Below are 19,909 nucleotides of genomic sequence, written 5' to 3'. Positions count from 1 at the left end.
TAGTCCACAAAATTTTTATATTATTTCATTGTCCTATTGACGGGGTGCGCACCACAATGCTGTCACAGCCTCTTTCATTTTATGCTGCAAAAGAAGCATACGATTATGTATTTAAATCTCTTAATAAGCTTGTTACGATCCTTTAAAAAGCATTTTGTTTTATTAAACTTCCTTTTTGTAGTACTTTAACGCAAAGGGGGTAAGTATTATGAAAAAAAAGATTTCTCGAGAAGAAGTTTCTAATTTGCTGATTACAGATAAATTCTTCTCAAAAGGGCGAACTGGCTTAAAAATTTGGCAAACATTCATTGCTTTGCTTGGTTGGGCAGGTGTTCTTCTCCCTTTCGCTTGGTTATTGTTCCCGATCTTTTTGCCCGAATTTGCTGAGGGAAGACGATTAGTCGATTATGCTAGCGTAGACAGCTATTTCTTGTTTATACTGTTTTTTCTGGCGATCGTATTTATTTTGAGAGTGGTCAGCTATCTTTATTTAACGCTGATGAACAACCGACAATTTAAACATTCTTTACAAAAAGAGACATTGCATGATGAAGTAAAATTAGATAAACGCAAACAATTACTGGAACAAGAGTATACGGATCGGTTTGGTGATAAAGCTTTTAGAGAATCCGTTCGCTATTACTCGGTAAAACCGGAACAGAATTTGGACAAGGATTTTGTAAGGGATCTTTATAAAGACGGAGGTGTTGAACTATGAGCACGCTGTTCAATACTGGCAACTTTCCAATAGATCTCACTCTTTCTGTTTTAGCGATGTTATTGATCGCATACCCGATTATTGGTGGATATTCATGGTTTATTGGTGTATTGTGTTACGAGTTTTTGTTCAAATATAAACAAGAAGAGTGGCTGAATATTCCAGTAGAAGTAGAACCCTTCATAACTATTATGGTTCCAGCGCACAATGAGGAGATTGTGATTGAGGGGACGATCGAATATCTAATGACCAAAATGAACTACGAGCACTATGAGGTATTGGTGATGGATGATGGATCGACAGACCAAACACCAGAAATTCTAAAAGATTTGATGAAAAAATACGAGAATCTTCGAGTCATTCGAGTTGAAGACAATAAGGGGAAGGCGCATGCGTTTGATATCGGAATAGGCTTTGCTAAAGGAAAGCTGATCTTAAGTAATGATGCCGATACGGTTCCTGAACCAGACGCTTTGAATCGATATGTAAACTATTTTATTCGGCAAGACAGCACGAATATTTCAGCCGTGACTGCTAACATGGATGTTCAAAATAGAGATAGACTGATCGCTAAATCACAAACCGTGGAATTTTCTAGTATCGTAGGGGTCATCAAACGAACTCAAAATGGAGTTTTAGGCGGTATTTATGCATACAGCGGGGCAAATACAATGTATCGAAAGGACGCGCTTGTGGATGTCGGCTTGTTTCGACAAGATCGAGCGACAGAGGATATCAGTATTGCCTGGGACCATCAATTAGATGGATGGCTTTCTATATTTGCTCCAGAAATCATGTTTTTTATGGAGGTACCTGAAAGTTTGAAAATGCTTTATCGGCAACGCAAAAGATGGGCCAAGGGAGGAATCGAGGTCTGGATGACGAATTTCAAAAAAGTTTTCTTGCATCCATTGCAGAACATTGGACGGACGGTCATGTTCATCGATCAAAGTTTAAGTATCATCTGGTCCTTCTTTTTTTGGATTTCTTCCATCCTCTTCGTACTGCTAATCGGACATTTCTTGATCCAAAGAGATGCAGTGAGCATTTATCAAACCTTGACGTTCTCGTTTATTTTTGTGGCTTTCGAGATGGTTGCCGGCTTGTTCCAATTGAGTGCTGCTTTATTGACGGATGATCGTGGGAGGAAGCTCAAATACATGTTGTTTGCTCCTTTATATATGCTTTTTTATTGGATGATGAATGCACTTACGATCGTGACTTCGTTTGTCCCAGCAGTCAAAACGATTTTGGGGCATGGGTCTGGCACTTGGAAAAGTCCGGAACGTGCCAGAAAAAAATCGAATTGATCAGACCAAGGTGGTTTGCATTAAAACGTTATCCTCTTTTTTCAAACTTATGATAAAATATAACATACGAGGAAGGGGAGGTCATTCAATGAAGCTGATTGAAACACCGATTACCAGCAATGTGAATTTAGAGACGTTGTATCCTGAACTGACACGTCACGCCTTTGCGAACCAGCAGGCGATTCGACTGTACAAACTATACGCGTACGATCGGACAAAGATTGTTTATGTTGATCGTTTTGACACGATTACCCTTTTGTTGTTGAACCGTCAACGAAAAATCAGACATCAGGAAGTAGAGACCATCATTCATCGCTTACTGAAGGTAGATCGTAAGAAAGTTGAAGTAAATATTGGATACAAACAAGAGATCTTAGAGTCAGGCATTCGACCAAAGGAATCCTACAAGGACATTATTCTTGTCCAATACAAAGTTGAATAGAATTTGTGCCAAAGAAGGGAAAAGCAGTACGCTTTTCCTTTTTTTTGTTATAATAGATTTAATTAGTTGAATTTACCTAAAGAATTGAGGAACGTGATTATGAGAAAGCTATACGAAGATGACAGTTTAACCTTGCACACGGATCTGTATCAAATCAATATGATGAAAACTTATTGGGAGACTGGCAGAGCGGACGTGCATGCAGTGTTTGAATGCTATTTTCGAAGCATGCCTTTTGAAAATGGCTATGTCATCTTTGCTGGACTGGAACGTTTGGTAAAGTATTTGGAGGATTTGACTTTCAGTGAATCGGACCTGGCCTATTTATCAGAGGTTGAACAATACCCAGAGGGCTTTATTCAGTATTTGCGGGAATTTAAGTTTTCATGTACGATTCGCTCAGCAGTAGAGGGAGAACTGGTTTTTAACAATGAACCGATCATTCAAGTCGAGGGACCGTTGGCTCATTGTCAATTGATTGAAACGGCGCTGCTGAATATTGTTAACTTTCAAACCTTGATTGCTACGAAGGCTGCGCGTATCAAATCAGTCATTGGGGATGATCCGTTGCTGGAATTTGGAACGCGTCGGGCTCAGGAATTGGATGCTGCTATTTGGGGAACGCGTGCCGCCTATATAGGCGGGGCAGATGCGACCAGCAATGTGCGCGCAGGAAAGATCTTTGGAATTCCTGACAGCGGGACTCATGCCCATTCTCTTGTCCAATCATACGGAAATGATTACGATGCCTTCAAAGCCTACGCCATGACTCACCGCGATTGCGTGTTTCTTGTTGACACCTACGATACCTTAAATTCCGGCGTACCTAATGCTATTAAGGTGGCTCGGGAAATGGGAGACAAAATCAAGTTTCTCGGTGTGCGAATTGATAGTGGAGATATGGCCTATATTTCAAAACGAGTGCGTCAGCAGTTAGATGAAGCAGGCTTTCCGGAAGCGAAGATCTATGCATCCAATGATCTAGATGAAAGTACAATTTTGAACTTAAAGATGCAGCATGCAAAAATTGATGTTTGGGGTGTGGGCACCAAGTTGATCACCGCTTACGATCAGCCGGCTTTAGGCGCAGTCTTTAAATTGGTTTCAATCGAAAATGAGGCTGGAGAGATGGTCGACACGATCAAACTGTCCAGCAACGCAGAAAAAGTGACCACTCCAGGAAAAAAACAAGTTTGGCGGATCACTAGAAATTCTGATGGGAAATCCGAGGGGGATTATGTCACTCTTTGGGATGAAGATCCAAGAGAATCAAAAGAAATTTTTATGTTTCATCCGGTGTATACGTATATCAATAAGACCGTTCGTGATTTTACAGCGCGCCCAGTGTTGCAGGATATATATATTGACGGAAAACGTGTATATGACTTACCATCGATTCAAGAAGTAAAATTAAATGCAAAAGAAAATTTAGATTCTTTATGGGAAGAATACAAGCGTGATCTGAATCCGCAAAAATATCCTGTGGATCTTTCGACGGATTGTTGGAACCATAAAAATCGAATCATGCAGGAAGTTCGCGAAAGCGTCTCAAAAATGCAGCAAAAATAGGAGGTCCTTCAATGACATTGCAAACAGAAATCATTCAGGAATTAGGCGTGAAGCCTACGATCGATCCGAAGGCTGAGATTCGAACCAGCATTGACTTCATGAAAAGCTATCTTTATGCACATCCATTTTTGAAAAGTCTGGTTCTTGGAATCAGTGGTGGGCAGGATTCTTCCTTGGCCGGTCGCTTGGCGCAACTAACTATAGAAGAACTGCGCGCTGAGACGGGAGAAGACAGCTATCAATTCATCGCCATTCGGTTGCCCTATGGCGATCAAGCGGATGAAGCAGATGCAAAACGCGCATTAGACTTTATTCAACCTGATGTTAGTTTGCGCGTGAACATAAAAGCCGCCGTTGATGCACAAGTCGCAGCGCTAGAAGAGGCTGGATTGGTGATTAGCGATTTTAATAAGGGAAATATGAAAGCTCGTCAGCGGATGATCACTCAGTATGGTGTCGCCGGAGAAAAAGGCGGGGCAGTGATTGGGACTGATCATGCCGCAGAAAATATTACTGGTTTCTTTACCAAGTTTGGCGATGGTGGTGCGGATATTCTGCCGTTGTTTCGCTTGAACAAGCGACAAGGGAAGATGCTGTTAAAAGAATTAGGTGCTGAAGAGGCCATTTACTTAAAAACACCGACAGCTGATCTAGAAGATGGCAAACCATTGATCGCTGACGAGGTTGCTTTAGGTGTGACTTATGACGATATCGATGATTATCTAGAAGGCAGAAGTATCGATAGCAAAGCGCAAGAAACCATCGAAAATTGGTGGAATAAAACCCAACACAAACGGCATTTACCGATTACTGTGTTTGATGACTTTTGGAAAAAATAAATGAGAAGCTGGAAGGAGACTTCCAGTTTTCTTTTTTAGCTCAACTATATCAGTTGATGAAATTCGTTTTTTTAAATAAAGGAGCTGGAAAAATGTACAGAGTTCAGTTATTGGCAGAATACACGCAAGATCAATTGACACCCTTAAACGAAGAAAAATTTGAGTTTGTTGATCAACAGACAGAAGCTATAATGGTTCGCAGCCAAGAAGTCGAGAATAAATGGCTGACAAAGGATTTGTTAGCGATCGCTCGGGCGGGAGTGGGGGTAAATACCATTGATATCGAAGCCTGCAGCGAAAATGGAACGATCGTGATGAACACTCCAGGACAAAATGCGAACGCTGTCAAGGAGCTGGTGTTGGCAAGTTTATTTTTGACTGCGCGTCCAATTTTTGAGGCAGCGAAAATGGTTGAGAAGTTAAAGGGTGATGACATTTTAACGCAAGCGGAAGAAAAACGTGCAGAATATATTGGCAATGAACTTCAAGGGAAGACGATTGGATTGTTAGGAATCGGAGATATTGGAACTTTGGTTGCCGAGGCTTGTCACGAGTTGGGCATGAACGTTTTGGGCTATGCACGAAATGACCCTGAACATGAAATGATCATTTTTTCGTCGCTAGAAAAAATCCTCAAGGAATCAAACTATATTGTGGTATTGCTGCCGTTGACGAAAGACACAGAAAAGATGATTGGTGCAAAAGAGCTGCTGCAAATGAAACAGGATGTGTTTTTATTAAATTTCGCTCGCAGAGAAATCGTGGACAGCCAAGCCATAGTGAAAGCCATCGAACAGAACCGATTGTCAGGGTATATCACTGATTTTCCGGAAGCTCTTTTGCAAGGACAGTCGAAAATTTTACAGCTTCCTCACATTGGCGGCACTACGGAAGAGGCTTTGTCCGAAAGCGGCAAACGTGCGGCAGAATCATTGAGACAGTTTTTATTGCAGGGAACGGTACGGGACTCGATCAATTTTCCCAACGTTCGTCTGCCATTTCGCGCGGACTATCGAATGACCGTTTTTTTCGAAAAAAGTAAAAGGATTCGCCAGGAAATTTGGCACCAATTGGATAAAAGAGAAATCGAAGCAGCTGAATACATAAGCGAAGGAAAGGGTGCTTTCGTCTATTTAATCGTTGATTTCGATCATTCAGATTTTGAAGAATTATCAGGGATTGAAGAGGAATTGAATGCTTTAAGCGAGGTAAAGCGAGTAAGAATCTTAAAAAGAGCGCACAAAGATTTAAGCAGCAGATAGAGCACAACTTTACAAGTGGTAAATTTCTCGATAAAATAGCGGTGGCTTTAAGATGGGAGAGAATAAGAATTAAGGGAATTACAAAACGTAACAAGAAAAATCTAAAAGCCGCTGCTAGTCTTGTCGGCATTATTTTATTGATCGTAGGGTCTAATTTATTCTTGCAATTAACCCAAAATGAGTTTTCATTTGAACTAGCGTTTAAATTTGCTTTTTCATGGCACACTGAAAAATTCTTTTTAGGATGTTTAGTGCTGCTTTTGGTATACGGACTGTTTACCAGTGCATTAGGATCGATTCTTTTCGGAAGTTTCCTGTATTTGTTTTTGATTATTGGAATAGGAACAGCCAATTTTTTGAAAATGAAATACCGTATGGAACCTATCTATCCCGATGATCTGAAGATGATCACTGAATTTGGCTTGATCAAAGATCTCGTGAATGGTCCTTTGTTTGTTCTGTTTATCCTTTTGATTACAGCGAGTCTTGGGATTCTAGGATTTAGTTTTTATCGGAGCTTGCGCAAAAGTCGACGGCAGCAATTTGTTCGTTTAGGGATCTTTTTGAGCTCACTGCTAGCACTGATTTACGTCAGCAACTTCAATGACCCAAAAAACTTATTGCGCCAGGCTTACAATAGAAGTGCGCTTTGGATTCCTTACAGTCAGAAAATGAACTACTACAATACTGGATTCATGGGAGGGTTCCTCTATAATCTCCGGGTCGATCCAATGGAGAAGCCCAAAGATTATTCTAAGGAACGAATCGAACAAATCGTCGATAAGTACACGAAGCAAGCCGCTGCATTGAACGGGTCCGATGAAAAGCCGAATATTATCTATGTGATGAATGAAAGCTTTTCTGATCCTGCACGTTTAAACGGGATCGAGATTTCTGGAGGCGATCCCTTAGCGGATTATCGTACGGTGGCTGAGGATACGTACAGCGGTCAAATGCTGTCCCAAAATTATGGCGGGGGAACAGCGAACATCGAGTTTGAGGCGTTGACCGGGTTTTCGATGGAATTGTTCAATGCGCAGATGACGACGCCCTATACGATGTTGATTCCTAAAATGGAGACGATTCCTTCGTTGGTATCCTTAACAAAAAAACAAGGCTATCAAACTACGGCAATCCATCCTTATAATACGTCTATGTATAAACGAAAAGATGTTTACGATATTTTTGGCTTTGATCATTTTCTAGATGAAGAGACGATGACTCATACGTCAACGATCGAGGACAATCCATATATCTCTGATGAAGCAGCGTACCGGGAGGTTTTAGACCGATTAAAGAAACAAAAGCATCCGCAGTTTATTCATTTAGTGACGATGCAGACCCACATGCCGTACAATGGAAAATATGAAGAGCTGCAGTTTCATGCGGAAGGACTAAACAGCAGCAGTCTGGATAATTATTTTCAGGATATTGCTTATGCCAGTCAGGCACTTCGTCTTTTTATCGAGGCAGTGGATCAGCTGCCAAAACGAACGATTGTGGTGTTTTGGGGGGATCATTTACCGGGGATATACAGCGATGAGCTGCAGTCAAAAAACGAAAAGATGACGTTGCATGAAACAGAGTTTTTGATACATGACAATAAAAATGAGTTATCGAACAAGGAAAAACAAAACGTCATCACCAGTCCGTTTTATTTTGGTCCCACCGTATTTGAACAGGCAGGCTTAAAATCGTCTGGGTTTTATCAGCTATTGCTGGCGATGCAAAAAAAAATCCCAGCGTTTGAGTCAGGGATGTATTACAAAAATGGTGCTTGGTCACAAGAGCAGCCGTTTACCAAACGAGAACGCTTGATTTATGAGGAATACCAGCTAATCCAGTATGATATCACGACTGGCGAACAATACAGCCGGAATCAGAAATTTTTTACCGTTGAGGAGTAGATCATGAGCTTTAAGAAAAAGGACAATCAAAACTATTTCAACCCTATGCGTCGCGCTATTTTGAACCATCAGATGATTCAGCCAGGCGATAGGGTGGCTGTGGGCTTAAGTGGAGGGAAGGACAGTACAACATTGTTTTATTTTTTGGAAATGATTCGACGGCAGCGCCGATTGGGCTTTGATTTTGAACTCGTGCCAATCAGTTTAGATATGGGGTTTAAGGGGTGTGATCTGGCTCCTTTGCAGCAATTTGTTAACAATTTAGGGTATCAGTTAGAGGTTGTTCCAACCAATATTGCTAAAATTGTTTTCGATATTCGCGAAGAACGTTCGCCATGTTCGTTGTGTGCCAAGCTGCGTCGCGGTATTTTGTATAATCGTGCCAAAGAGTTGGACTGTCAAAAGGTTGCGTTGGGCCATCATCTGGATGATGCAATCGAGACCTATTTTATGAACTTTTTGTTTCACGGGAAATTGAATAGTTTTGAGCCAATTAGTTTTTTGAGTAAAACAGAGCTTTATTTAATCCGTCCTTTGCTTTATATCGAAGAAAAACAAATCCTTCGATTTGTGAAACGTGAAGAGCTTCCAGTTGTATTTAACCCCTGCCCTGTGGATAAACAGACCAAGCGCGAAGAGATAAAAAATCTTGTGACGAGTCTTTCAAGAGACTACGGTGATATTCGTGAGAAATTTGTGATGGGGATGGAACAAGGAACTTCAGAAGATTTTTGGGCGAAAAGCCTAAATGAAAGCCTATGAAACCAAAAGAAATTTTCATAAAAACATTGAATTGCTGTGTTTCCTCATGGTATAATCCATCTTGTATTATTCATGAGGGAGTAACTAGCAGCTGATGCTGTGGCAACGCCACCAACAAGAAAGAAATTTCTGGTGTTGTCTTAAATAGTGAGACTTATGTATGTTCTTTTACGCATACACAAGTCTATTTTTTTTCCTTTTTCTAGCTAAAAAGAGTAGACTGGTGATGCAAATAACAAAGGAGGAAGAACATGTCAGAAGAGAAAAAAACACAACTGTCACAGCCATTTTATGCGTTAGAACCTGAGAAGGTTTTGACGGAAATGCAAACGACAAAGGAAGGATTGACCCAAAGCGAAGCAGAGAAGCGGCTGCGTGAATATGGTCCTAACGAACTAGAGGAAGGCAAGAAGAAAAGCATGCTGGTTCGATTCTTTGAACAATTCAAGGATGCGATGATCATCGTTTTGATCTTCGCGGCAATTATTTCCGCGGTCGTATCGCATGAAATCGTGGACTCGATCATTATCTTGGCTGTTGTGATCATTAATGCTGTCATGGGAGTTCTGCAGGAATCTAAAGCGGAGCAGGCGATTGAAGCATTGCGTGAGATGTCTACTCCTAACGCGAATGTATTACGAGATGGACACACAGAATCAATCAAATCTACAGACTTAGTTCCTGGGGATGTCGTGATGCTGGAGGCTGGCGATGTCGTGCCTGCTGATTTGCGTTTGATCGAAGCTGCCTCACTAAAAATCGAAGAAGCGGCTCTAACCGGTGAGTCCGTTCCAGTAGAAAAAGAAATGGTTACGATCGATCAACAAGATGTAGGCATCGGTGATCGGGTAAATATGGCTTTCTCAAACAGCAATGTGACTTATGGCCGTGGTCGTGGGATTGTTGTCGGTACGGGGATGAGTACTGAGGTCGGCAAGATCGCCGGGATGATCGCTCAAGCAGATGAAACAGAAACCCCATTGAAGAATAACCTAAACCAATTAGGCAAATTCTTGACTGCTGCAATCATCGTTATTGCAGCAGTGATGTTTGTCGTAGGGATTGCGATCAACGGCACTTCTTGGGATGAAATGTTCTTGACGTCTATCTCACTTGCTGTAGCTGCGATTCCTGAAGGATTGCCTGCGATTGTTACCATTATTTTGGCTTTGGGAACTCAGGTGATGGCGAAACGAAATTCAGTTATTCGTAAATTGCCTGCAGTTGAAACGTTGGGCTCAACAGACATCATTGCTTCTGATAAAACAGGAACATTGACCTTGAACCAAATGACAGTTGAAAAATTATATGTCAACAATCAGCAGATCGGTGCCAAAGAAGAAATTCCAAGTGAACACATGGCTATGAAGGTCATGAATTATTCCAATGACACCAAGTTCAGTCAAGAGGGAAAACTGATCGGTGATCCTACAGAGACAGCGCTAGTTCAATTTGGATTAGACAATCAATTTGATGTTCGTGATCGAGTGAGCGCAGAACCTCGGGTCGCTGAATTGCCGTTTGACTCGGATCGGAAGCTGATGAGCACGATCCATCAACAAACAGACGGCAAATTGCTGGTAGCAGTAAAAGGAGCTCCAGATGTTTTGTTGGGTCGGACTTCTCAGGTCCTATTAAATGATCAAGTAGTGCCAATGTCAGAGAAAGAAAAAAATGAAATCTTGGCAAACAACAAGGATATGGCACAACAGGCCTTACGTGTCCTCGGCATGGCTTATAAATATGTTGATCAAGTTCCTTCAGATATGGAATCTGAGGTTGTCGAAAATGATTTGATTTTTGCAGGACTTGTTGGAATGATCGATCCTGAGCGTGCAGAAGCTGCTGAAGCAGTACGAGTAGCAAAAGAGGCTGGTGTTCGTCCGATCATGATCACAGGAGACCATAAGGATACCGCAGAAGCAATTGCTGCTCGTCTTGGAATCATCGAAAAAGGTGATGACGATGCTGTTTTAACTGGTGCGCAATTAAACGAAATGACCGACGAAGAATTTGCCCAAAAAGTGAGCGACTACTCGGTGTATGCTCGAGTATCTCCAGAGCATAAAGTGCGTATCGTAAAAGCTTGGCAAAAAGAGGGCAAAGTGGTCGCTATGACAGGAGACGGGGTAAATGATGCTCCGGCCTTGAAACAAGCGGATATTGGAATTGGAATGGGCATTACTGGTACTGAAGTTTCGAAAGGAGCTTCGGACATGGTGCTTGCAGACGACAATTTTGCGACGATCGTAGTTGCTGTTGAAGAAGGACGCAAAGTTTTCTCCAATATTCAAAAATCAGTACAGTATTTGTTGGCGGCAAACTTAGGAGAAGTGTTGACGTTATTCTTGGCAACTCTTTTCGGATGGGATACACTATTGCCGATTCACTTGCTTTGGATCAATCTGGTAACCGACACCTTCCCAGCAATCGCTTTAGGGATGGAGCCAGCTGAAAAAGATTTGATGGCCCACAAACCACGTGGACGTAATTCAAACTTGTTTTCTGGCGGAGTCTTCTCAAGTATCATTTACCAAGGGATCTTAGAAGCTGCTACAGTGTTGTTCGTTTATTGGTCAGCGATCCAGTGGCCAGTCCATACGGCGTACCAAGCGATCCATTCAGACGCTTTGACGATGGCCTTTGCTACTTTGGGGTTGATGCAATTGTTCCATGCGTTCAACGTGAAGTCTGTCCATCAATCATTGTTTAAAGTGGGGCCTTTCCGAAACAAAGCCTTCAACGGGGCGATTTTATTATCCTTTGTATTGATGATGGTGATCATCATCGTTCCTGGACTAAACGACATTTTCCGTGTGGCTCATTTGGATCTATACCAATGGGGCATCGTGATTGGCGCATCCTTTGCGATTATTCCAATCGTGGAAATTGTGAAGTTTTTCCAACGTAAAATGATGTATAATAAGTAATTGAAAAGCTGTCGCTTTTGCGGCAGCTTTTTTAGAAAGTGTCGAGAGGTGAATAAGATGCGGCCAAATACTGGTTTTTACGCAAGAGAAATCAACGAGATTATCAAAAATACAGAGGAAATGGGTGAAAAGCTGCACCCAAGCTATGAAGAAATTCGTACTGCATTAGATGAAGGTAAGGAATTTGATGCGGAACGCGTAGCGGATATCCATGAGTTGTTTGCAGAAGGAACTGAATTCTACCGGTTGCACCTGCAAAAGATTAGTCGACTAAAACCTCCTGCTAAAGTGATGGGAAATCATAAACGGTTTGAGAAATCGTATATCGAGTATGTTGAAGGCTGTCAGGAAATGACGGACAGTCTAATTCCTGAGGTAAACAAAGAAGCGTTTGATGCAGCAGAGCAAAAGCAAGATCAAGCAACCGATACCATCTATAAAACAATTCAAAAAATTACAAATTTGTTAATTAAATAAATCGTTTGATCTATATAAAAACAAAGGTTTTCTAATTTTAATATAACTTAATTTTAAATACAAAGGGAAGGTTGTAGGGTATAGTATAGACATAACCAATAACAACCTTTTCTTTTCATTACGTAAGTAATAACTCCTTTTTTTAGCCGCCGACCCCCATTCGGCGGTTTTTTTGTGCCCTGCTGCTGAGCAGACCAAAAAAAACTTCCCCCAAAAAAGGAGAAAGTTCCGTTTTTAATTAGATCTCGATATTTCGAACGTAATCCTCGAAATAATCGTTTAGATCCTTTTTGATTTTTTGGTATTCTTCTTCACTGTATTCCTTATCCTCTAGTTTTCCGCGAAAATCTGCTAAACCAAGGTCTTTTTTCAGTCGTTCAATGACTTCTTGTTTTGTCATGGATGGTCATCCTTTCTATTTATTGAAATAAACACAGACACATTCCGGCGCATAAATGTCTTTTTGAATCATTTCCAGCTTTCCATTTTCAGAATCGCGACGATACAATGTAGCATTGTTTGTGTTTTGATTGCCGCAAACCAAATAGCCATTTGAAGAGTTAAGATTGAAATCTCTAGGCCCATCCCCTTCAGTGGAAATAAACTGCACGGTATTTAGCTTTTCGCCGTCGTCAGAAATTTGATAAACGACGATTGAGTTGTGCCCACGATTCGAAGCATATAAAAATTTCCCGTCATTTGAGATGCGAATCGCTGCGCCGGCACTTTCTCCTGTAAAGTCATCTGGTAGGGTAGAAACCGTCTGCAAGGAGCTAAATTTTCCATTAGAACGATCATAGTTTAATACAGTCACTGTATTGTCTAGTTCGCCAAATAAATACGCTAAGTCTTTTTCAGGATGAAAAACCAAATGACGCGGGCCACATCCCGGCGGTGCAAGATAAACGTTTTGCTCCTCCAAAGAGCCGTCAGCAGCTACCCCATACGTATAGACTCGGTCAGTACCCAAATCACAAACGACCAGTCGTTGATCCGGAGCAAGATCTGTATAGTGCACATGTGCGGTATTTTGGTTTTTATGCGGGCCTGTCGGTTCATCATGCGAAACTGAAAAGGCAGCCTTCAATGATCCATCTGTTTGGATACTGTAAACGTTGATTTTTCCTTTGTGATAATTTGCGCCATAAACCAATTTCCGGGGCTCATCAACTGCAACGTAACATAGCGGAGCTCCTTCTTCAGTGACTGCATTTAAGAAGGTTAGTTGTTGATCGTAACTAGAAACGCCGCCCTGCTCATTGCGAGTGGTCACAGAATAAAGGTTTCCAGATTGACTTTTGGTAAGATAGGTAGGACTCACTTCTTCTGTAGCCAGCTGCATATTTTCTAGACATCCCTTTTCTGTGTCCAAAATAATCTGATAGATGCCCTTGCTTTCATTGCGTGTATAGGTGCCGAATAAAATTGTTTCTTTCATGATAGCCTCCTCTAATTTATTACATCTATTTTAACAATATCTCGTCTACTTGGATAGCTGTAAGTTTGTGTTATAATTGGAAAAAAGAATGTAGAAAAGGACGTAAGGAATGGCAAAGACAAAAATAATCCAAGTTGGCAAAGAAGCCATCAACGATGAACCTATTTTGATTTTATTTGGTAAAACAGCAACACCTGAATTAGCAAAATACTCGATTATTCAAGAGAAAATCGATGATCAGGAAATCCAATTAGCAGTCGGCAGTGAGATCCATTTTGGCGAACAGGTTTACCGCGTAACCTCAATCGGCGAAGCGGCCAATCAAAATCTGAATGCGATCGAACATGCTTCGCTGTTGTTTAAGAAAAACGAGGATAAAATAGCGAATGGCATCTATTTATCCCCGGAAGAGATGCCGAGGATTGAAGTTGGAATGGAAATCAGCTTCCTTTAGGAGTGATGAAGTTGGAGAAAAAAAGATTTGGAGAAAAAACTTCGTGGTTTTGGAAGTGGTTTTTAAACAGCCAGGTGGTCGTCGGTCTAATCGTCGTCCTCCTTTTATTATTGATTCTTTTGGTTTTTACGAAGGTATCCTATCTATTTGAACCAGTGGGGCAGTTTTTTGCGATCGTCGGTTTGCCTATGGTGTTAGCAGGGATCTTGTACTATTTAATGAATCCTGTAGTGGATTTCCTAGAGCTGAAAGGTCTAAAACGGCAATATGCCATCATTTTACTGTTTATCGCAGTAGTGGCCTTGATGGCTTGGGGCATCGTTGTGATTATTCCTGAGATCAGGGAACAGATCCAGTCGTTTATCAACAGTTTTCCAGGGTATATCAATACCTTGGGAAATAAGGCGGATGAAGTTTTCAAGAACATGGAATTTGGCCCGGTCCAGGAAGTGATTGAAAACAGTGCCCAAAAAATTCTTGAAACCATCTCCTCGCTGACTCAAAATCTTTCACGAGCGACGATTCAAGGGATCGGCAGTGTGGTATCTACGGTGGCCAATATTGTAATTGCTTTAGTCACAGCACCAATTATCTTGTTCTTCTTACTGAAGGACGGAAGAAAGTTAGGACCGTATCTTGTTTCTTTTTTACCGACTAAAACAAGGAAACCTACGTTTAAAGTATTAAGTGAAATGAACAGTCAGTTGGCTTCTTACATTCGCGGACAGCTGACAGTTGCTTTTGCAGTAGCGGTGATGTTTATTATCGGATTCTCGATTGTCGGATTAAATTACGCGATCACTTTAGGTGTTTTAGCAGGTTTTCTCAATTTAATCCCGTATTTGGGCTCATTTTTAGCAATGATCCCGGTCCTCTTTTTAGCGATTGTCACTGGTCCAGTCATGGTAATCAAGGTTGCGATCGTTTTTGCAATCGAGCAAACGATTGAAGGACGAATTGTATCACCATTGGTTCTGGGAAATCAGTTGGAAATCCATCCAGTAACCATCATGTTCGTGTTACTGACTGCCGGAAAGATTTTCGGTATCGTAGGAGTGATCTTGGGGATTCCATTCTACGCCTTGCTGAAAGTCATTGTGAGTCATATTTTTGAATGGTATACAAATGTCTCGAAACTGTATGAAGAAGAAAAAACCGCCGACCCTTAAAAAAGGGTTAGCGGTTTTTTAATGCTGGATCAAAAGTTTTTAGCGATTTCGGCAGCTTTTTCTTTAGCAGCCTCAATGATGATTGTCCGTTTGGAAGGATCATAATCGGCACCCTCGCTGTAAACAGTCGAAAAGTCGGTAATTCCGATAAAATGAATGATCCCTTTGACATACTGTGCAGAAAAATCCTCACCATGGTATGTTCCGCCACTGGATTGAATATGAAGGACTTTTTTGTCAGTGATCAGCCCAACCGGACCTTCTGCTGAATAGCGGAAGGTTTTTCCCGCTACGTTGACTGTATCGAACCAGGCCTTTAAACGAGTCGGAATATTTAAGTTCCACAATGCATTGGCAATCACGATTTTTTCACTTGCCAGAAATTGTTCGGTGTATTCGTTGAACAGGCGAATTTTTTCTTGTTGATCAAAAGAAAGTTCTTCGTAGTCTCCCCCTTGAGAGAGCTTTTTCCAGCCTAATAAAAGATCTGCATCGATTTCTGGAATATCCGTCGAATAGAGATCAAGTATTTCGATCGTATCTTCAGGGTGATACGTTTGATGCGCTTCGATAAACGCATCCAGAATCATGATCGTTTTCGAATCTTCCTCCGTAAGAGGATGCGCCTTCACGATTAATACATTTGCCATCTGAACACTCCTTTTTTCATAACGTTCTTATCATAATAAAAAAAGAATCGTTCGACAATAAATATGCTTTATATAGAAAAAAACAGAGAAAATTTTCTCTGTTCCTAAGACCCTTCTTGAATCAAGGGTTCACTTCCGATCAAATAGGCTGTTCGATAGCCTTTGCGATGAAGAAAGTTTGCCACTGTTTTCGCCTGATCGTTAAAATGGGTTAAAAGATAATATTTTTTATCTCTTTTTAGCTCGGATAACCGATTAGGCAGTTGTGTCACGGTAAGCTGAGTAACCGTAGCTTTTCCAACGTATTGAGAGGCATCAAAAAGTTCCGGATCTCGAAGATCTAATAGATGAACGTCTTCACGTTCGATTCGCTCCTGAAACGTTTGAGCCGTAATAGCTTCAATCATAAATCTGTTCCTTTCCTTTTTTCTCATCATAATATAATATATTTTTTATTAAATTACAAGTGTTCTAAAATAGATTGTGCAAGAATCTTTTTAGAAACTTTGTAATGAAGAAAAGAGGGGATGATTTAAATGGATCGAATTCGTTCTCTTAATCAGCCATTTTTTATCTCAATCCTCTATTTGACAATCATTATTTCGAATTCAATGTTGAAAGAGGTGTTTTTTATTTCTATGAAAAAGGATAAAACTCTAAATAGTGAAATATTTTAAAAAAGTGGAATCTTTTTCATAATGTACTTTGAATAATACGAACTTAACATTTAAATGGAAGAAATCCACAGCCAGTTAGTCAAATGGTTTATAATAAACCTCTGATCAATTCACAGGTATTGGACTTTTCGACGTTTAGGTTTTCTGATCGACAAAAAATGACGTTGTTGCCCTTCAACCCGTTTGACTCTGGTCATTGTGCAAGGGATATTGCTTGCGGTATTTCTTGACTCTGGGTAAAATTAAGGTGAAGATGGAGGGATAATAGAAATGGGGATATTCGACTTAGGTGTACTCACCTTAAAAACCATCGCGATTCGAGTAAAAAACCGTGATTTAATGATTCACTTCTATCGAGATATTGTCGGTTTTCACTTGTTGCGAGAAGAAAATGAATTGGCAATTTTAGGCTACAAAGATCCTGCAACAGAACTGCTTTGGTTAGAGGAAAGTCCTAGAGCAGAAGAGTATTCGGGAGAAATCAAAAAGCTGCAACGTTTTTCGCTCGTTGTACCAAATATTGAAGAGCTTGCGAACGTGCTTTATCGAGCCAACAAAGAGAACTATCCAATCAAGGATGCTTTGCAGGCGGAGGGAGAAAAAGGGTTATTGATTGAGGATCCTGAAGGAAATGAGATCGAGATCTTCTATGGACCGAGTAAAGACCGCTCAACAGTGAAACCAGAGGCGTTTTCATTAGATTCTTTACTAAAAAAAGCAACGAAACGAGAAAAAGTGCATCACTCTTATTTTGACAAAATCCATTTGAATGTAAGCGATGTCGAAAAAGAGCAGCAATTTTTGTCGGACGTGCTAGGCTTGAGAACATATGATGAAAAAAATGATGTTCGTGTACTCAATCGAGGTGATTTCAACGTTGGATTGAGTTATGCTTCAGGTGGGACGATCGACTTGCCTACTGACAAGGTTCTTGGCCTGGATTTTATTCGTTTTCAAGTGACGAAAGCAAAATTGGCCAAGCTTTTGGCACATTTAGAAGAAAATGATAAAGAGTATTACGTAGACAAAAAACAAACAATGATCACTATTTATGATGCTATCGGGATCGAATGGTGGTTCACGACAAACTAGGATGGATCATAAGAACAGTACATTAGTGAGTGCTGTTCTTTTTTGTTTTTTATTCTTTAGAAAATGATGGGAATGATTGCCACCATTGCCTAGTTTGATATAATATAAAAGTGTTGTGAGCAAGACGAGGGAGGGGTTCTAATATATCCAGAAACCAAAACCATCATTGAGAAAAAACAGCGAAGTGGCGTTTTCCCTGGAGCCGTTTTTTCGTTTGCTGAAGAGCAGCAAGAGGAGACTGTTGTTTTTGGGTATGCCGAGATTGAGCCGGAAATACGGCAGATGAAGAAGGACTATTTGTTCGATGTTGCATCACTGACTAAAGTGGTTTGCACAACCACTGTTATGCTGCACTTGCAGGAGAAAAAAAGACTTTTTTGGGATGATTCATTAAAGTCCCATTTACCTGAATTTGTCGATCCAACAATCACATTGCGCCATTTGCTGACTCACACTTCGGATATTCAGATGTATATCTCCAATCGGGATCGACTAAACCAGCAAGAATTGATTGCTGCCTATCTAAAACTTCACGGAGGAAAAAAGATAGGCAAAACCGTTAAGTACACTGATGCAGGAACAATTCTTTTAGGTTTTTTGATTGAAAAGATGTATCAGAAGAAGGTGATTGACGTGTTCCAAGACGTCGTATTGACACCGCTTCATATGAACGATAGTTTATTTTTACCAAAAGCCCCTTATGATAGAATCGTTCCTACTGAAAAACTCGCAAATGGGACCATTCTAAAGGGAATTACTCACGACCCGAAAGCACGGGTGCTGGCTGAGCATGCTGGAAATGCCGGATTATTTTCCAACCTTAAGGATCTTAATCGATTTGTGCGAATGTATCTTGATCAAGGTGAAATCTCTGGCTACCCTTATTTACAAGGGCAGACGATTTTCAACCTATTAAAGGATCAAACCCCGACTAAAACTGGGGGACGCAGCATTGGGTGGGATCTGAAATATAGCTCACTAGATAAACAGCCTTTGTTGTTTCATACAGGCTATACTGGAACTTTCTTACTCATTGATCCTATAAAACAATCTGCCTTCGTATTTTTGTCCAATCGTGTTCATCCAAAGGACTTTCGAGCAGAATATGTAAAGCACCGTGATGAAATTTTAACAGTGTATTTAAATGAACGAGCGAAACTATATCACAAATAGAGGAGAAAAGACGATGGAACCATTATTTTTAAAACCAGTATTTCAAGAGAAAATTTGGGGAGGAGATCAACTCCATACGGTTTTCGGATTTGATCTGCCGAATGACAAAATTGGTGAGGATTGGGCCATCAGCGCGCATCCTCACGGGGTAAGTGTTGTCGAAAACGGACCATTCAAGGGATGGAAACTAGACAAATTATGGGAAGAACACAAAGAAGTTTTTGGAAATCCTTCAGAAGAAGTTTTTCCATTACTCACCAAAATCTTGGATGCTGCAGATGACTTGTCTGTCCAAGTTCATCCGGATGATGAATATGGATTGAAGCATGAAGGAGAACTTGGTAAAACGGAGTGCTGGTATGTAATTGATGCTAAACCAGGTTCCAAAATCGTTTATGGGCATAATGCTGAAACCCGTGAAGAGCTGGCAGAAATGATCAAAGACGAAGAATGGAACAAATTACTGCGTTATGTGCCTGTAAAAAAAGGAGATTTCTTCTATGTACCAAGCGGGACAATCCATGCAATCGGCAGCGGTATATTGATTTTAGAAACCCAGCAAAGCTCGGATACAACCTATCGGGTGTATGACTATGATCGCAAGGATGACGAGGGAAACACGCGTGAACTGCATATCCAACAGTCCATCGATGTAACGACAGTTCCTGCTATCAGCCCTTACCTCGAAATTCAAGAGTCAAGAAACGGAAATTCGTCAATCGTGACTTATTTAGAGACTGAATTTTTCAACGTTTACGAGTGGGATGTCGCAGGTCAGTTGTCGCTTAAAAAAACAGGGGCATACACATTAATGACAGTAGTAGACGGTTATGGAAATCTAGTTGTTAACGGACAAAGTTATGAGGTAAAAGCCGGCAGCAGCTGCATTTTACCAAATGATATAGAGTCTTGGATGTTGGAAGGAGAAATGAAGGTAATTGCTTCTACTCCAGGAAAATAACATTTAATCTTTTTAGAAAAGTAATGTTTTTGGGTTTTATGAGACACGATTAAAACCCAAAAGCATTATTTTTTGTTTT

19 protein-coding genes are annotated in these 19,909 nt (G+C 40.7%); 15 read left to right on the top strand and 4 right to left on the bottom strand.

Annotated features, from left to right (window positions below; all coding sequences use genetic code 11):
• The first annotated feature begins 208 nt into the window (after window positions 1-208).
• From NRIC_RS15170 to NRIC_RS15125, 10 genes are all read left to right on the top strand, one after another.
• On the top strand, window positions 209-718 hold the full coding sequence (locus NRIC_RS15170) for an Asp23/Gls24 family envelope stress response protein (protein ID WP_146623551.1): 510 nt from the start codon (window positions 209-211) through the stop codon (window positions 716-718).
• Window positions 715-2,028: a glycosyltransferase family 2 protein gene (locus NRIC_RS15165; protein ID WP_146623550.1), complete on the top strand. Its 1,314-nt coding sequence runs from the start codon at window positions 715-717 to the stop codon at window positions 2,026-2,028. The genes NRIC_RS15170 and NRIC_RS15165 overlap by 4 nt, the downstream gene beginning before the upstream one ends.
• Window positions 2,029-2,116: 88 nt before the next feature.
• Window positions 2,117-2,470, top strand: coding sequence for a DUF1827 family protein (locus NRIC_RS15160; RefSeq protein ID WP_146623549.1), 354 nt, complete (start codon window positions 2,117-2,119; stop codon window positions 2,468-2,470).
• Between the two features lie 99 nt (window positions 2,471-2,569).
• Window positions 2,570-4,039, top strand: coding sequence for a nicotinate phosphoribosyltransferase (locus NRIC_RS15155; RefSeq protein ID WP_146623548.1), 1,470 nt, complete (start codon window positions 2,570-2,572; stop codon window positions 4,037-4,039).
• An 11-nt stretch (window positions 4,040-4,050) separates the two neighbouring features.
• The gene (gene nadE, locus NRIC_RS15150; RefSeq protein WP_146623547.1) at window positions 4,051-4,878 is read left to right on the top strand and encodes an NAD(+) synthase; all 828 of its coding nucleotides are present in this window, start codon (window positions 4,051-4,053) and stop codon (window positions 4,876-4,878) included.
• A gap of 92 nt (window positions 4,879-4,970) precedes the next feature.
• Window positions 4,971-6,140, top strand: a complete 1,170-nt coding sequence (locus tag NRIC_RS15145) for an NAD(P)-dependent oxidoreductase (RefSeq protein ID WP_146623546.1) — start codon at window positions 4,971-4,973, stop codon at window positions 6,138-6,140.
• A 62-nt stretch (window positions 6,141-6,202) separates the two neighbouring features.
• Window positions 6,203-8,047, top strand: coding sequence for an LTA synthase family protein (locus tag NRIC_RS15140; RefSeq protein ID WP_175580124.1), 1,845 nt, complete (start codon window positions 6,203-6,205; stop codon window positions 8,045-8,047).
• A 3-nt stretch (window positions 8,048-8,050) separates the two neighbouring features.
• Window positions 8,051-8,809 carry a tRNA 2-thiocytidine biosynthesis TtcA family protein gene (locus NRIC_RS15135; protein ID WP_146623545.1) on the top strand — a complete coding sequence of 253 codons (759 nt, stop codon included), beginning with the start codon at window positions 8,051-8,053 and terminating at the stop codon, window positions 8,807-8,809.
• A gap of 251 nt (window positions 8,810-9,060) precedes the next feature.
• Window positions 9,061-11,739, top strand: coding sequence for a cation-translocating P-type ATPase (locus NRIC_RS15130; protein ID WP_146623544.1), 2,679 nt, complete (start codon window positions 9,061-9,063; stop codon window positions 11,737-11,739).
• Between the two features lie 57 nt (window positions 11,740-11,796).
• Window positions 11,797-12,216, top strand: a complete 420-nt coding sequence (locus NRIC_RS15125; protein WP_146623555.1) for a hypothetical protein — start codon at window positions 11,797-11,799, stop codon at window positions 12,214-12,216.
• Window positions 12,217-12,454: 238 nt separating this feature from the next.
• Here NRIC_RS15125 and NRIC_RS19345 read toward each other — a convergent pair whose 3' ends face one another.
• Both NRIC_RS19345 and NRIC_RS15120 read right to left on the bottom strand, forming a co-directional pair.
• Window positions 12,455-12,616, bottom strand: coding sequence for a hypothetical protein (locus NRIC_RS19345; RefSeq protein WP_175580121.1), 162 nt, complete (start codon window positions 12,614-12,616; stop codon window positions 12,455-12,457).
• Between the two features lie 15 nt (window positions 12,617-12,631).
• Window positions 12,632-13,654, bottom strand: coding sequence for a lactonase family protein (locus tag NRIC_RS15120; RefSeq protein ID WP_146623543.1), 1,023 nt, complete (start codon window positions 13,652-13,654; stop codon window positions 12,632-12,634).
• 109 nt (window positions 13,655-13,763) lie between these two features.
• On the opposite strand from NRIC_RS15120, the gene NRIC_RS15115 reads away from it, so the two are divergent.
• Together NRIC_RS15115 and NRIC_RS15110 are read left to right on the top strand one after the other, a co-directional pair.
• Window positions 13,764-14,108, top strand: coding sequence for a PTS glucitol/sorbitol transporter subunit IIA (locus NRIC_RS15115; RefSeq protein ID WP_146623542.1), 345 nt, complete (start codon window positions 13,764-13,766; stop codon window positions 14,106-14,108).
• Between the two features lie 5 nt (window positions 14,109-14,113).
• A complete protein-coding gene (locus tag NRIC_RS15110) occupies window positions 14,114-15,277 on the top strand; it encodes an AI-2E family transporter (protein WP_175580120.1) in 1,164 nt (387 codons plus the stop codon).
• A gap of 29 nt (window positions 15,278-15,306) precedes the next feature.
• Here NRIC_RS15110 and NRIC_RS15105 read toward each other — a convergent pair whose 3' ends face one another.
• Window positions 15,307-15,927: an NAD(P)H-dependent oxidoreductase gene (locus tag NRIC_RS15105; protein WP_146623540.1), complete on the bottom strand. Its 621-nt coding sequence runs from the start codon at window positions 15,925-15,927 to the stop codon at window positions 15,307-15,309.
• A gap of 104 nt (window positions 15,928-16,031) precedes the next feature.
• Window positions 16,032-16,334 (bottom strand): rhodanese-like domain-containing protein, encoded by a 303-nt coding sequence (locus NRIC_RS15100; RefSeq protein ID WP_146623539.1) that lies wholly within the window; start codon window positions 16,332-16,334, stop codon window positions 16,032-16,034.
• Window positions 16,335-16,874: 540 nt separating this feature from the next.
• On the opposite strand from NRIC_RS15100, the gene NRIC_RS15095 reads away from it, so the two are divergent.
• The 3 genes from NRIC_RS15095 to manA all read left to right on the top strand — a co-directional run bounded on the left by NRIC_RS15095 (window position 16,875) and on the right by manA (window position 19,830).
• The gene (locus NRIC_RS15095) at window positions 16,875-17,696 is read left to right on the top strand and encodes a VOC family protein (RefSeq protein WP_146623538.1); all 822 of its coding nucleotides are present in this window, start codon (window positions 16,875-16,877) and stop codon (window positions 17,694-17,696) included.
• A gap of 141 nt (window positions 17,697-17,837) precedes the next feature.
• A complete protein-coding gene (locus NRIC_RS15090; RefSeq protein ID WP_146623537.1) occupies window positions 17,838-18,869 on the top strand; it encodes a serine hydrolase domain-containing protein in 1,032 nt (343 codons plus the stop codon).
• A gap of 13 nt (window positions 18,870-18,882) precedes the next feature.
• Window positions 18,883-19,830 carry a mannose-6-phosphate isomerase, class I gene (gene manA / locus NRIC_RS15085; RefSeq protein ID WP_146623536.1) on the top strand — a complete coding sequence of 316 codons (948 nt, stop codon included), beginning with the start codon at window positions 18,883-18,885 and terminating at the stop codon, window positions 19,828-19,830.
• Window positions 19,831-19,909 lie beyond the last annotated feature (79 nt).

The sequence above is a fragment of the Enterococcus florum genome, assembly GCF_004309355.1.
Classification (GTDB): Bacteria; Bacillota; Bacilli; order Lactobacillales; family Enterococcaceae; genus Enterococcus_A; species Enterococcus_A florum.
Note: the sequence above shows the minus strand (reverse complement) of the source record. Positions and strands in the feature narration are given on the sequence as shown.

Bases quoted from the DNA above. Each gene is read 5' to 3' on its own strand.
- NRIC_RS15170 (WP_146623551.1), top strand. From the start codon at position 209: ATGAAAAAAAAGATTTCTCGAGAAGAAGTTTCTAATTTGCTGATTACA.
- NRIC_RS15165 (WP_146623550.1), top strand. From the start codon at position 715: ATGAGCACGCTGTTCAATACTGGCAACTTTCCAATAGATCTCACTCTT.
- NRIC_RS15160 (WP_146623549.1), top strand. From the start codon at position 2,117: ATGAAGCTGATTGAAACACCGATTACCAGCAATGTGAATTTAGAGACG.
- NRIC_RS15155 (WP_146623548.1), top strand. From the start codon at position 2,570: ATGAGAAAGCTATACGAAGATGACAGTTTAACCTTGCACACGGATCTG.
- nadE (WP_146623547.1), top strand. From the start codon at position 4,051: ATGACATTGCAAACAGAAATCATTCAGGAATTAGGCGTGAAGCCTACG.
- NRIC_RS15145 (WP_146623546.1), top strand. From the start codon at position 4,971: ATGTACAGAGTTCAGTTATTGGCAGAATACACGCAAGATCAATTGACA.
- NRIC_RS15135 (WP_146623545.1), top strand. From the start codon at position 8,051: ATGAGCTTTAAGAAAAAGGACAATCAAAACTATTTCAACCCTATGCGT.
- NRIC_RS15130 (WP_146623544.1), top strand. From the start codon at position 9,061: ATGTCAGAAGAGAAAAAAACACAACTGTCACAGCCATTTTATGCGTTA.
- NRIC_RS15125 (WP_146623555.1), top strand. From the start codon at position 11,797: ATGCGGCCAAATACTGGTTTTTACGCAAGAGAAATCAACGAGATTATC.
- NRIC_RS19345 (WP_175580121.1), bottom strand. From the start codon at position 12,616: ATGACAAAACAAGAAGTCATTGAACGACTGAAAAAAGACCTTGGTTTA.
- NRIC_RS15120 (WP_146623543.1), bottom strand. From the start codon at position 13,654: ATGAAAGAAACAATTTTATTCGGCACCTATACACGCAATGAAAGCAAG.
- NRIC_RS15115 (WP_146623542.1), top strand. From the start codon at position 13,764: ATGGCAAAGACAAAAATAATCCAAGTTGGCAAAGAAGCCATCAACGAT.
- NRIC_RS15110 (WP_175580120.1), top strand. From the start codon at position 14,114: ATGAAGTTGGAGAAAAAAAGATTTGGAGAAAAAACTTCGTGGTTTTGG.
- NRIC_RS15105 (WP_146623540.1), bottom strand. From the start codon at position 15,927: ATGGCAAATGTATTAATCGTGAAGGCGCATCCTCTTACGGAGGAAGAT.
- NRIC_RS15100 (WP_146623539.1), bottom strand. From the start codon at position 16,334: ATGATTGAAGCTATTACGGCTCAAACGTTTCAGGAGCGAATCGAACGT.
- NRIC_RS15095 (WP_146623538.1), top strand. From the start codon at position 16,875: ATGGGGATATTCGACTTAGGTGTACTCACCTTAAAAACCATCGCGATT.
- manA (WP_146623536.1), top strand. From the start codon at position 18,883: ATGGAACCATTATTTTTAAAACCAGTATTTCAAGAGAAAATTTGGGGA.